The organism is Vibrio harveyi (genome assembly GCF_030060435.1).
Lineage (GTDB): Bacteria > Pseudomonadota > Gammaproteobacteria > Enterobacterales > Vibrionaceae > Vibrio > Vibrio harveyi.
This window is the reverse complement of sequence record NZ_CP125876.1, coordinates 391,172-403,938: the sequence shown is the minus strand read 5'-3', so window position 1 is coordinate 403,938 and position 12,767 is coordinate 391,172. Positions and strand designations below refer to the sequence as shown.

Annotated in this window: 13 protein-coding genes, 1 pseudogene and 1 riboswitch; of the genes and pseudogenes, 3 read left to right on the top strand and 11 right to left on the bottom strand. The window is 46.9% G+C overall.

The genetic code is table 11. From position 1 onward, the window contains the following. Positions 1–6: 6 nt before the first annotated feature. The gene (locus QMY49_RS18360) at positions 7–738 is read right to left on the bottom strand and encodes a glucose 1-dehydrogenase (protein WP_050902455.1); all 732 of its coding nucleotides are present in this window, start codon (positions 736–738) and stop codon (positions 7–9) included. A 27-nt stretch (positions 739–765) separates the two neighbouring features. After that, a complete protein-coding gene (locus tag QMY49_RS18355) occupies positions 766–1,317 on the bottom strand; it encodes a GNAT family N-acetyltransferase (protein WP_283315916.1) in 552 nt (183 codons plus the stop codon). A gap of 206 nt (positions 1,318–1,523) precedes the next feature. On the opposite strand from QMY49_RS18355, the pseudogene QMY49_RS18350 reads away from it, so the two are divergent. After that, a pseudogene (locus tag QMY49_RS18350) lies at positions 1,524–1,931 on the top strand (molybdopterin dinucleotide binding domain-containing protein); the annotation flags it as partial. 78 nt (positions 1,932–2,009) lie between these two features. On the opposite strand, the gene QMY49_RS18345 reads toward QMY49_RS18350, so the two are convergent. From QMY49_RS18345 to thiD, 8 genes are all read right to left on the bottom strand, one after another. Then, positions 2,010–2,735, bottom strand: a complete 726-nt coding sequence (locus QMY49_RS18345; protein WP_009697284.1) for a phosphatase PAP2 family protein — start codon at positions 2,733–2,735, stop codon at positions 2,010–2,012. Between the two features lie 188 nt (positions 2,736–2,923). Continuing rightward, a complete protein-coding gene (gene thiE / locus QMY49_RS18340) occupies positions 2,924–3,538 on the bottom strand; it encodes a thiamine phosphate synthase (RefSeq protein ID WP_283315913.1) in 615 nt (204 codons plus the stop codon). A 64-nt stretch (positions 3,539–3,602) separates the two neighbouring features. Next, on the bottom strand, positions 3,603–4,394 hold the full coding sequence (gene thiM / locus QMY49_RS18335; RefSeq protein ID WP_009697282.1) for a hydroxyethylthiazole kinase: 792 nt from the start codon (positions 4,392–4,394) through the stop codon (positions 3,603–3,605). 12 nt (positions 4,395–4,406) lie between these two features. Then, on the bottom strand, positions 4,407–5,075 hold the full coding sequence (gene tenA / locus QMY49_RS18330; protein ID WP_017818225.1) for a thiaminase II: 669 nt from the start codon (positions 5,073–5,075) through the stop codon (positions 4,407–4,409). Positions 5,076–5,129: 54 nt separating this feature from the next. Next, on the bottom strand, positions 5,130–6,080 hold the full coding sequence (locus QMY49_RS18325; RefSeq protein WP_009699278.1) for an ABC transporter substrate-binding protein: 951 nt from the start codon (positions 6,078–6,080) through the stop codon (positions 5,130–5,132). 47 nt (positions 6,081–6,127) lie between these two features. Further along, complete coding sequence (locus QMY49_RS18320; protein ID WP_050906726.1) at positions 6,128–6,928, bottom strand: ABC transporter permease; 801 nt, start codon at positions 6,926–6,928, stop codon at positions 6,128–6,130. Beyond that, positions 6,921–7,676, bottom strand: coding sequence for an ABC transporter ATP-binding protein (locus tag QMY49_RS18315; RefSeq protein WP_050904362.1), 756 nt, complete (start codon positions 7,674–7,676; stop codon positions 6,921–6,923). The genes QMY49_RS18320 and QMY49_RS18315 overlap by 8 nt, the downstream gene beginning before the upstream one ends. Further along, positions 7,666–8,538, bottom strand: a complete 873-nt coding sequence (gene thiD / locus QMY49_RS18310; RefSeq protein WP_005449510.1) for a bifunctional hydroxymethylpyrimidine kinase/phosphomethylpyrimidine kinase — start codon at positions 8,536–8,538, stop codon at positions 7,666–7,668. Before thiD ends, QMY49_RS18315 begins: the two co-directional genes overlap by 11 nt. A 109-nt stretch (positions 8,539–8,647) precedes the next feature. Further along, positions 8,648–8,758, bottom strand: a riboswitch (TPP riboswitch). Between the two features lie 480 nt (positions 8,759–9,238). On the opposite strand from thiD, the gene QMY49_RS18305 reads away from it, so the two are divergent. After that, a complete protein-coding gene (locus QMY49_RS18305) occupies positions 9,239–10,624 on the top strand; it encodes a TldD/PmbA family protein (RefSeq protein ID WP_005449507.1) in 1,386 nt (461 codons plus the stop codon). Further along, entirely contained in the window at positions 10,624–11,967 is a 1,344-nt protein-coding gene (locus QMY49_RS18300) for a TldD/PmbA family protein (protein ID WP_017189903.1), read from the top strand. The genes QMY49_RS18305 and QMY49_RS18300 overlap by 1 nt, the downstream gene beginning before the upstream one ends. A gap of 66 nt (positions 11,968–12,033) precedes the next feature. Here QMY49_RS18300 and trmY read toward each other — a convergent pair whose 3' ends face one another. Next, positions 12,034–12,633 (bottom strand): tRNA (pseudouridine(54)-N(1))-methyltransferase TrmY, encoded by a 600-nt coding sequence (gene trmY, locus QMY49_RS18295; RefSeq protein WP_005374282.1) that lies wholly within the window; start codon positions 12,631–12,633, stop codon positions 12,034–12,036. Positions 12,634–12,767: the final 134 nt, after the last annotated feature.

Here is a 12,767-nt window from a genome sequence, read left to right as displayed (position 1 = left end):
CGTTCCTTAATTTCCGCCAGCAAGATCGATAAAGGAGCCAGTGACATACGAGGCTTCATCACTCAGTAACCAAGCAATGGCATTGGCAACTTCGTCCACAGTGCCACCTCGTTTGAGAGGGATTTTTTCGCTGAGTCTGTCGACACGATTGGGTTCTCCGCCGTCGGCATGGATGTCAGTGTAGATACAGCCGGGGCGAACACCATTAACGCGAATATTTTGCGCAGCCAATTCCAAAGACAACCCTTTAGTGAGAGAGTCCATTGCTCCTTTTGATGCGGCATAATCAATATATTCGAATGGCGCACCAGAGCGAGATGCGGCAGAGGAGACATTAACGATGACACTGCCAGATTCAAATCGTTTTGCCGCTTCTCGACAGCAGAGAAAGCAGCTAGTGACGTTAGTATTCATCACGCTTTGGAAGCGCTCAAGACTCATGTCGGTAAGGCGAGATTGAGTGAATAAGATTCCAACATTGTTGACGAGGTGAGTGACTTTACCAAGCGCTTGTTCAGTTTGTTCAAACAATGAGAGCACCTGTTGCTCATTGGAAACATCCGCTTGAATAGCGATTGCGTTACCGCCATTTTCTTCTATTTCGTTGACAACTTGTGTGGCAGCGTCAGTCTGCGTACGATAGTTTACGCACACAGAATAACCTTGTGCTGCCAATCGCTTAGCAGTTGCTGCACCAATGCCTCGGCTGGCTCCGGTGATGATGACTACTTTCTGCATAACATATCCTTGTTTTTGTAGTTAATATTATTTTTGTAATGAATAGAGCCTATCAGCGTACTTTTTCCCACCGATTTCATAGGCTTCAGGGATGATTTCAGTAAGTTTAAATCCGCACTTTTCCAGTACTCGCTCGGAGCCAATGTTACCTTCCGTCACGGTGGCAGAAAACTCAGAGATATTGTGCTGGTTAAATGCCCAATCAATTAAACCCGCAAGAGATTCGGTACCAAATTGTTTACCGTAAAACTCTGGCAACAACAAATACCCAACCTCAGCAATCCCATTTTGCAGTACAAAGCCAGTGATACCGATTGGCTGTGAGCTGCACTTTTCATAAATCACCAAACATAACCAATGTTCACTTTGGGGAGTCCATATTGGCAGACGCGATTCAAATTTCTGTCTCATGTCAGCTTCTGTTGGTGGATCAAAACAAAGAGCAATGATTTCTGGATCACTGGATAGACGTCGATAGAGATCCCAATTGTCCTGAGTGAGCGGTTTTAGCTCGGTTCTTGGGGTAGAAATAGATTGAGATAGCACGTGCGATTCGCCTCCATGTGATCGAGTTTTCATATTTCACACAAACATATCAAAAGTGCTTTGATAAACAACATCTATCGTTATGGCGAATACGTCTGGTCAAGAAAGATTTTTTTAAAAATGGAATATGGTAAGGAGCCTCTCAATAACGAAAAATAAGTCACCACCAAGATATCAAAGCGTAGCAAAAACCAGAGCTTATCGTTATCTCTGAACCATACTGGACAGCGGCAGCGAAGCACGCCGCGCATCGACTGCACAGCCAGTTCAACTATGCGAAGATTCGAGAAGAGTACGCGATTGCTGATCGTGAGCCGATTTCTATCCACCCAGAAGATGCAAAAGCGCGAGGTATTAAGACCGGTGATCTTGTTCGTGCCTTTAATGGTCGCGGTCAAGTTCTGGTGGGGGCATTGGTTACTGATGGCATCAAGCAAGGTTCTGTTTGTATTCACGAAGGTGGTTGGCCAGATCTAGATCCGAAAACAGGCATCTGTAAAAACGGTGGTTGTAATGTTCTAACGCTAGATATTCCAACTTCTCGTCTTGCGAACGGTTGTGCGGCAAACTCTGCGTTGGTTCGTATCGAGAAATACGAAGGACCAATCCTTGAGCTAACGGCATTTACACCACCTAAGAATGCTTAGTCTCAGTTTAGAATCCAATGTTTAAAATGAACGAAGCCAGCAAGTTGCTGGCTTCTTTTTATCTATTTTTTAAGACTTTTACTTGGTTGCTAAGGCAACGAAAGGCGCTTTTTTTGTAATTTGAAACGTAGGCAGTAAGGTAAATACCACAGCGACAAACACCACTGAACCAATCAAATCCTCAATTCTGTGCATGCCTAGCCACAAACGGCTGTACGCTACGCCCATAGCCCACACCCATAAAGTTGCAGCAGAAAAATAGCACTTATTCTGCAAAAATAACCCACCGAAGAAGGCTAAACAGATTGAAACGAAAATCGTATGACCAGATGGGAAAGAGTAATCTTTTTCACCTTGCCAGTGGCGAGTGCGCCATTCGCTGACTTTCTCAGAAATCTGCCCAATCACATTCGCTTGCTGAGCGGTTTCTAGTTGATAAAACGCTTCTGGATGTTCAATTAATTGTTCTGCAGCAAGCAATTCGGTGTAGGGACGTGGGCTTTCTGTCATTAGCTTCAAGCCTGTTTTGCTGGCAAAACCAATCACCAGTAGCAACCCCAGCATCGACAGTTTTTGCATCCAGTCGGTGCGAGATGGTTTAAAGCGGTAAAGGGACAGCACCAACAACGTCAAGGTAATTAAAAAGCCTTTGCTGCCTGCAGAGTCTGTCAGCAAGGTGAATAGGATGCCAGTACCATCAGAAACGTGAGAAGTAAGATCGTGGAACGAGGCAAACAGCGAAAGCGGGATGATGCCAAGAATGAACAAGGCGAGCATCATCAAACCATATTTTTTTGTTTTCATGAAAAGTCATACAGCAGTCGAAAATAGGCGGCTATCTTACGACAGTCGATGTGAAAAACTTATCAACGCTCTGTCAATTCGAGTGTGAAAGTGACATTGCAGGTCTTCGCTGTGAAAGTAGGGACTTTTGAAAGTTTTGAGAGTCGAACGCGCTCATCCATAAGCGCGTTGTTCAGGAACCGAGAAGGTTAGCTCATCAAACCCAATAGGTACTCTGATGCGGCTTTTGGATCATCAGCATGGCAAATTGCTGAAACCAAAGCTAAGCCATGAACACCAGTGGCGCTAAGCTGCGGAATGTTACTCTCGTTAATGCCGCCAATGGCAACAATCGGCAGTGAAGTCGTCTCTAACGCCATTTTCAAACCATCAATACCCCAGTGTTTTTTTGTGTTGGTTTTGGTTGGCGTCGCGAATATTGCGCTCAAACCGATGTAATCAATCGGCAGAGAGTCGGCTTCTGCAAGCTGCTCTTCATTTTCGATAGATAAACCGAGAATTTTGTTTGGTCCAATCAACTCACGAGCAATGATTGCTGGCATGTCTGATTGCCCGAGGTGGACCCCATCAGCATCGACAGCCAGTGCGACATCTACGCGGTCATTGATGATCAAAGGCACATCGGTATCTTTAAGGATGTCTTTGACGGCTTGAGCTCGTTCGATAAACGCACGCACATCACCGTGTTTTTCGCGGACTTGTACCATAGTCACGCCACCTTCCACCGCTTTTCTCACAACACGCTTTAGTGTGGCTAAATCTTGTTGGTCATCGGTGACCAAATATAAACGATAGGCGTTCATTGGGTTTCCTTTAAGCCTCTCATTGAAAGAGGATTGAGAGGCTAGTGTTAAAAGAGATAAAAGCTTATTGCACGTGCAGTTTGAGGCGCTTCGCCAATGTTTCTTCATCCAACTGGTAAAGCTCATCCAACAGGTTCATTTGCAGGCTACCTGGACCACGAGCTTGTTCCGCTGCAATCTCGCCAACAACACCTAGTACCGCTGCTGCTGCGAGACCAGTGTCATCACCAACGGCAGCAAAAGCGCCCGTTAGTGCCGTGAGCGTACAGCCCATTCCGGTTACGTATGGCATCATCTCGTGACCATTGTTTAGTTGCACGGTTTGCCCTTTCGTGACGATGTAATCGGTCTCGCCAGAAATCACCACGCTTGCATCATACTCTGTGACTAAGAAGTTGGCAGCGCCAAGTGCTGTGTCGCTGCTGTCTAACGCATCGACGCCTTTGCTTTGTGCTTGCTCACCAGCGAGAGCAATGATTTCTGAAGCGTTACCTCGGATGATGAGTTTGTCTGCAAGGCGTGCGATTTCACGTGATGTCTCTGTACGTAGTGAGCTTGCTCCGCAACCGACTGGGTCGAGTATAACGATTTTACCATTGGCATTGGCTTGCTCTACGGCATAGCTCATACGCGGTGTCCAAACGCTGTCTAGGGTACCAATGTTGATAACCAGTGAACCCGCGAACGACATCATCTCTGCCATTTCCTGCTTGGAGTGCGCCATGATTGGAGAAGCGCCGATAGCCAATAGCGCGTTTGCCGTGTTGTTCATCACCACGTAGTTAGTGATGTTAACGACTAATGGCTTTTGCTGGCGTACTGCGGTTAATGCTTGGGTGATTTGTTCAATTAACATGAGACTCTCCGATTAATCTTGCTGAGCATTCAGACCTTGTTGCCAGAATGCTACTTCCATACGCGTTGCAGTTTTGAATACCTGAATCAGGTTTTGACCACGCTGGCTATTGATGTCGATTTCCGCCAATAACTGGTTAAAGTGTTCTGCACCTTTTGCGACACCAGATTGGAACTCCTCACCACCGTAGAGATTAATCCAACTTGCGTATGGATTGCCTTCGATTACTGTCTTTTCATCTTCAATCAGCATCTTACCGATAACGGCATAACCGATAGAGCATGGCGCTAGTGCCGCGTATAGATCAACAAGATCGCCCGTCATGCCGGCATCCAATACGTAGCGGGTGTAAGCCACAGTGCCGAAATCTTCCGGCTCGTTTTCTAGGTCGGATTCCGTCAGCCCCCATTGCTCACAGTAAGTCACGTGGTGGGCGATTTCAGAATCAAGCAATGCATGTACGCTTGGGAGAGCGCGGCGCATGTCATCCAAAGTACGCGCTTTGTAGATCGCTAATGCGTAAGCTCGTGCGTACTGTTTTAGGAAAAGAAAATCCTGTTTTAGGTAATGCAGAAAACAAGGCTGAGCCAGAGTGCCTTGCGCCAATTGCTGCACGAAAGCATGCTCAGTGTATTCTTGCCAATCTTGGTGGCAAGCGTCGATCAAGTCTTGGTATTTCATTATGGATATCTCGTTATCAAAAGACCTTAGGCTTTGAGCCTAAGGTCAGTAGAATTAGTCAAAGCTCGGTACGTAATCTTTCGCTTTTGGCAGTGTCTCGATGATTTTTTGTGAATACATGAATTCGGCATAATCATCGTAGCGTTTCAGATCTACTGCAGATGGACGAAGAGCGAAACGAGTTAGCGTGTCATTCCAAGCGCGTTGGTTAAGCTCGTTGTTGAGGGTGTCTGGTGAATAAGCCACAAACTCTTTCCAAGATTCTTTTGGATGGTTAACGATGTAAGTGGTCGCTTGCTCCAGTGCTTTGTTGAATGCCTTGATGGCTTCTTTGTCGTAGGTTTTTGCATTGGCTACGAAGACTAACTCGTCATACGCTGGCACGCCGTGTTCTTCAGGGAAGAAGGCTTTAGCTTTATAACCTTCTAGTGCCAGTTGGTTGGTTTCGAAGTTACGTAGACCGCCCCAAATCGCATCCACCTTGCCAGACGCAAGAGACGAAGATAGCGCCCAACCTACGTTGATGATTTGTACGTCAGAAAACTTCACGCTCTCTTGAGCGAGCATGGTGCCGATTGTCGCTTCTTCGTTGCCTGCGATCGCAATACCGATCTTCTTGCCTTTCAAGTCGCCAAGGTTTTCATTCTTACCGTTATCCAACACCATCAGCGTGTTGAGTGGCGTAGCAATCAAAGTCGCAGAGCGGATTAGTGGCAAACCAGCTGCGACATCGATAGTTAGGCTCGGTTGGTATGAAATCGCCATGTCGACCTTGCCAGCAGCGACCAACTTAGGTGGTATACTTGGATCTGCAGGCTCTTGAATGTTGACCTTCAAACCTTGTTCTTTGAAGTAACCGCGCTCTTTAGCAATCACGATAGGACCATGGTTTGGATTGACGAACCAATCCAGCATAAGTGTCATCTCTTTTTCAGCAGCGAGTACGTTGGTTGATACCACTGAAGCGAGTAGAGCAGCAGCGCTCATAAGTTTGTTTTTATTCACGGGGTTCTTCCTTTTCTTTCCCAATTTCCTTTGGTTATTTTCTGCAATTACTTGCTTTCCCAAGGGATGGCTTTTTTCAATAATTTATCGGTGATGAAGTAGAGTGAGATAGACAGTACGGCGAGGATAAACAGCGCCGCAAACATCTCATCAATGATCATGCGAGCGTTGGCTTGGAGCATCAGATAACCCAAGCCTTCACTTGAACCTACCCACTCACCGACCACTGCTCCAATTGGCGCAATAACGACGGCAACACGAATACCTGAAGCTAAAGTTGGTAGTGCGGCTGGCAATTGAATATGACGAAGTAGCTGCCATTTAGACGCGCCCATGGTCTTGGCAAGATCGAGGTAACCTGTTGGTGTATTGCGTAAGCCGTCGTAGCAACATGTCGTGACGGGGAAAAAGATGATGATCGCCGCCATGACGACTTTCGATGCAATGCCGTAACCCAGCCAAAGCATGAGCACTGGCGCGATGGCGAACACAGGGATCGCTTGGCTAGCAATCAGAATTGGCAGTAACCAACGCTTCAGCGGCTCGAACATCAGCATTTGCAATGCGAACAGCAAACCCATCGATAATCCAAGCGCCAAGCCAAGTAAAATCTCTTGCGCGGTAACCCAAGTATGTTTGAGCAATACATCGTAACGAGTGACCAATCTATCCAGCACTTCAATAGGTGAAGGTAAGATGAAGCTTGGCATATCGAATATCACCACGACCAACTGCCACAATCCCAAGATCACCGCAGTGCTTATGACCAAGCGCAGAGCTGGATGGGTCACGCGTTCTTTTTTATTAATACGTGCCGAAACGGAGTTGTACTGAGTCATATCACTCATAGTCTTTTTCCAATTGATCCAAAATCGCTTGTTGTAGCGCCGCGCACTCTCCATCGAGAACTCGTGGCGGCTTGGAGTCTGGAACGACTAAGTGCTGAGCTTGCGCAGGTGTGCCTTGCAACACATAGAGTTGGTGCGCCAATCGCACCGCTTCTTGTGGGTCGTGGGTAATCAGAACAACCGTCTTGTCTTTCAGCAATTCGGCAGACAAGGTTTGCAACTTATGGCGAGTAACCGCATCCAGTGCAGAGAAAGGTTCATCCATCAGGACTAGAGGCTTGTCTTGCATCAGAGTGCGAGCAAGGGCAACGCGCTGTCTCATGCCCCCAGAGAGCTGAGCTGGCTTAGCATCCGCGTAATCGGCGAGTCCCACTTGGCTTAGTAAAGTCAGTGCTCGTTGTTTATTTTGCTCTGGTGATTGGTCTTGAGAAAATCGAGAACTTAGGCAGACGTTGTCTAACACATTTAACCACGGCAGCAACAAGTCTTGCTGCGCCATGTAGGCAATACGCTTGTGTAAGGTGATGCCATCCGTGGTGGTTAATTCACCATGCCATTCGACTTTGTCGTCTAACAACCCAGCTAGATAACGAAGGATCGTCGTTTTTCCGCAACCACTGCGACCAAGTAACACCGTCCATTGATTGGCAGGGATGGCCATACCCAACCCAGCTAATGTTGGTGTTTGGCTGTCTTTGTATTGCAGACTTGCTTCGGTAAGCTGAATGCCGAGTGCATTAGCGCACATGCGTGTGACCTGCAAAAAAATGGTTCACAGGACCATGACCTTTACCGACATCCAATTCGTCAGCGTGTGCGATAGCTTGGCTGATGTACTGCTTACCAAGGTGCACCGCTTTGTGCAGGTTGTTGCCTTGACCAAGGTAAGACGCGATAGCAGAAGACAGTGTGCAGCCTGTGCCATGGGTGTTTTTGGTTGGAAAGCGTTTAGCGCTAATTAACTCGGCATTGTCTTGCATGATCAGCAGATCGTTGCTGTTTTTGTCTTTTTCCAGATGACCGCCTTTTAACAGCACCGCTTTTGCCCCTAATGCGCGCAAGTCAGCAATCATATCGTTCATTTCAGATTCTGATTGAGGAACTGGTTTACCTGTCAATGCAGCACCTTCAGGTAGGTTAGGGGTAATGATGTCTGCGAGCGGAATCAATTCTTCTTTTAAAGTGCTGATTGCCGACTGTTCCAGTAATAGATCGCCGCTGGTGGCCACCATAACAGGGTCAATCACGAGGTGTTTTGGCTGGTATTGTTTAATTTTGTCTGCAACGACTTTGATGATATTGGAATCGGCCAGCATGCCCACTTTAACTGCAACGATGTTGAGGTCGGTAAATACCGCATCAAGTTGGCTCTCTACATGGTCGAGAGGGATTGGGAAAATCGCAGAAACGCCTTGGGTATTTTGCGAAGTAATCGCCGTGATTACCGAGCAAGCAAAACTGCCGGTTGCGGACATGGCTTTTATGTCGGCTTGAATGCCTGCGCCGCCACCGCTATCAGAACCTGCAATCGTTAACACAATCGGTGTGTCTGTTGAAGTTGCTGCTTGTGGCTGTGTTGATGGTTTTTCTTGGCTTGACTGCTGCGCCATGGTCGCTCCTATTACAAGACGTACAGGAACTGACTTGGCCAAGCAAGGGAAGATCGGTGATCGGATCCATTGGGCTAGCTGCACTGGTCGAGACTCAAGGCAAGCTAGTGGCAAAGTGATGATAGTTCCCTACGTCAGTGCTAACTGAATCAGGTTCAACGGGTCTCGAATTTCGATCTCAGCCGATGCATTCACTGCATGGGCCCCCCGACTATTTCGTCAAGATAATAGCAGTTCACTCAGTTACGGTGCACGTGTTTTTTATGGCTAGAGAGAGTCATCATTTAAATATGAGAACTGGATTCTCTTCGTAATTAGAGCCCCAGCGTTGTTAACTGCGCTCACTCGCCCAATCACATAGGCTAACTATGCTCATGGGACTCTTTCGCTTGTTGCCTAGCTGGAACCCTTATTATTTTGTGAATCCAACAGCAATGTGGTGGCAGAATTTAGTGTAAATAACGTGCTGCATTGAAACTGGCAGTTCAAGACACTATCTAATAGTGAGATGTCGACATAATACGTAACGATTCGTTCTTTGGTTTAGCAAGGATTAGCATAAAACAAGGTTAAAAAAGTGTTAATATTTAACGCGTTGCCAATATGCTTTTGAGTCATCCAATTTAGGTTGTGACTGTTATACACAAAGTCTAACTCAAAGGTGGGGAAGGCTAGGACGATCAACGAGCAAGGAGATTTCATGCTTAATTCTGTAACAGCGAAAGCGGTGATCGATCATGCCCTCTTTTTAGGGGCTGATTTCGCTGAGCTATTCGTTGAACACCATCAAACCAACACTGTCCAGATCGCATCTGGTGAGGTGGATAAGGTGAACTCGGGTATCGATTTTGGTATCGGTATTCGTCTCTTCTTCGGTCATAAAGTGCTTTACGGTTACACCAACAGCACCGATGAAGTCGAGCTTAAACGCGTAACCTCACTGCTTGCAGCAAAAGACAAGCGTGAGCAAATCGTGTCAGCAGGTTCTCTCAATCTGAACCGCTACCCAATTCAACATGGTTGTCGTATGCCACTTGGCAAAGACGCTAACCTAGATTCTAAAATCGCTTTCCTATTGCAAGTTGACCAAGCTGCTCGTGCTGAGAGTGAACATATCAGCCAGTTCATTGGCAGTGTGCTTCAGCGTGAACAACAAGTGTCTATCTTCAACTCAGAAGGTCTACACGTTGACGATACCCGTCACTACATACGAGTTGCTGGTAATACTGTCGCTCAAAAAGGTAATGAGCAGTCTTCTGGTATGGAAGGTCCTGGCGCTCTTGCTGGTTGGGAATTCAGTGAACAGCTTGATGCCAAAGAGCTAGGTCAAACTATCGCGCAGCAAGCGTTGGTCAAACTTGGCGCGGATGCGTGCCCATCGGGTGAAATGCCAGTAGTGATTGGTAACGGTTTTGGCGGAGTAATTTTCCATGAAGCTTGTGGCCACTTGCTAGAAACCACTTCGGTTGCGAAGAAAGCTTCAGTATTCCACGACAAGATGGGCGAAATGGTTGCTCACACCGCAGTGAATGCAGTCGATGATGGCACCATGACTAACGAATGGGGCTCGATTCATGTTGATGATGAAGGCATGAAGACTCAGCGCACTCAATTGATCAAAGACGGTAAGCTTACCAGCTTCATGGTCGATAAAATGGGGGGCATGAAGACAGGTTACGAACCTACGGGGTCTGGTCGTCGTCAAAACTACAAGTTCGCACCAACCTCGCGTATGCGTAACACCTTTATCGAAGAAGGCGAGCATTCACTTGATGACATGCTGACAGGCATCGAGCGTGGTATCTATGCGAAGAAGATGGGCGGCGGCTCGGTTCAACCGGGTACGGGAGAGTTCAACTTTGCCGTTCGTGAAGCTTACCTCATTGAAAATGGTAAAATCACCAAACCTCTGAAAACTGCAACGCTGATCAGCACGGGTCCAAAAGTGCTGAAAGAAATCAGCATGGTCGGCAAAGACATGGCGCTTGCGCCGGGCATGTGTGGTTCCGTGAGTGGTTCAGTGCCAACAACAGTCGGTCAGCCAACGCTGAAAGTAGATAACATTCTGGTAGGAGGCGGTAACTAATGAGCCAAGAACAACAACTTCTTAATGCGGTTGATTACGTCCTATCAGAAGCAAAACGCCAAGGTGCAGAAGCGGACGTCATTGTAAACCGCAACAGCAGCTTTTCTTTGAAAGCGAACCAAGGAAAGCTGGATGAGTACAAAGTAAGCTCAAGCCAAGTTCTGGGTGTTCGTGTTGTGAAAGATGCGCGTGTTGCAACAAGCTATTCTGAGTCGTTAGAGCAGCCAAGCTTAGATTTGATGCTGACCAACGCACTGCAAAGCGCTCGCTTTTCCAAGCAAGATGAACATCAGACGATTAGTTGCGTGAACAGCCAAATTGCGACTGATGTTGCTGAGATTTCACAAGAAGATACGACTTCTGTTGATGAAAAAATTGAACTGTCTCTCGCACTTGAGCAAGGCGTAGTCGCTCTACCTCACGCTTCTAGCGCACCTTACAATGGTTACAGCGATGGCGAAACACAACTAATCATTGCCAATACTCAAGGCACATTGTGTCAACACTTCGAGCGCTCGTTCACTTGTTACGCGTATACCTTGTTTGAAAAAGACGGCAAACAGTCAATGGCGGGCAGAATGTCACTTGGTCGCCGTTTTGATGAGTTGAATCCAGCTTACTGTATAGAAGGCGGTTACAACCTTGCTCGAGATCTTCTTGAAGGTGCACCGGTTGCGACGGGTAACTACCCTGCTATCTTCCATATCAATGCGCTAGCAAGTTTATTCGGTGCTTTCGGCAGTGCTTTCTCTGGCGTAAGCGCGATGAAAGGCATTACGCCACTGGGTGATAAGCTTGGTCAACGTGTTGCGAGTGATTTAATTACCTTTACTGATACGGCTTACATGCCAAATGGTATGGCAATCGCAAGTTTTGATAGTGAAGGCTTTGCTACTCAAGACAATGTGATGATTGCTAATGGTGAGTTGAAAACCTTGCTACACAACAGCCAGACCGCAAGTTACTTGGGTGCAGTCTCGACAGCAAGTGCCGCTCGCGGTGCAAAATCGAGCCTAGAAGTATCAGCGAATCACAAAGTGATTGCGACAGGCAACAGTAGTGCGTCAGAAGTAAAAGCGGGTGAGTACCTAGAGTTAGTCGAACTGCAGGGTGTTCACTCTGGCGCGGATGCGGTGAGTGGTGATTTCTCGTTTGGTGCGAGTGGCTTCTTGTGCCGTGATGGTGAGCGCATTCAACCAGTGCGTGGTATCACTGTAGCGGGTAACTTCTACAAGATGCTGCAAGAAGTTGAGGCTGTGGGTGATGCTCAGTTAATTAACGATAGCCGCACTTTCTTCTCGCCAGACGTTCGTTTTGCTCGTTTGAGCATTGGCGGTAAATAACTCCGGCATTCCTATAGAAACAAAAAGAGGACTCAATGGAGTCCTCTTTCTTTTAACTCGTGAGAATTAAAATTCGCGAATGTCTAACTCATTGTGGATCAATACCACACACTGAGAAGCGAACAGCATCTTAGGACCTAAGCTGATCTTCTCTGTACCAAGGCGCTTTAAGCTGTTAAAAGACTTCTTCGGCATCGGAATATGGTCAGTTAGCAAGAAACATGGGTTTCCACCGATTTCTGCATCACGAACAAATTCGCCTTTTTTATCCAACATATATAGTTGGTGATCTTCTGCCAGTTCTTGCACTAAGCGTTCAAAACTGACTGTACGAACGGTGATACCGGGTTCGACTTCACGAAGTTGCTCTTTACCCATACCAACCGAAGCGTCTAAAGCGCGAGCCACCGCTGCAATCAAAGTTGACTCATGGAAGCCGCCAATGTTGGTTATGTCGTTGGAGCGAATGGTAATGGTACGTGAGAAATCTTTTGTGCTTTCTAAAACCAAGTGCACAACCACATCTTCGCGGTGCGATTGAGCAACGAACATAGTGTTCATCATGGTATGAGCAAGAATCTCTGTATGCGCTTCATTACCAACACCTTCTAACAGTGCTTTGCTGGTGGTTGGCGCCGCGCGAGCTCGTAAAACAAAAGAGCGCATGAATTTAGCCTCTATATAGGAAGAGTGAATGCGCGGAAGTATATACCCAAGCAGGGAAGGGATGCGAGTTTAATAGCAAATGTGAACTTACTTACAAAGCTTCGATTGTCGTAAGGAGTGTGCTGGTTAGAATA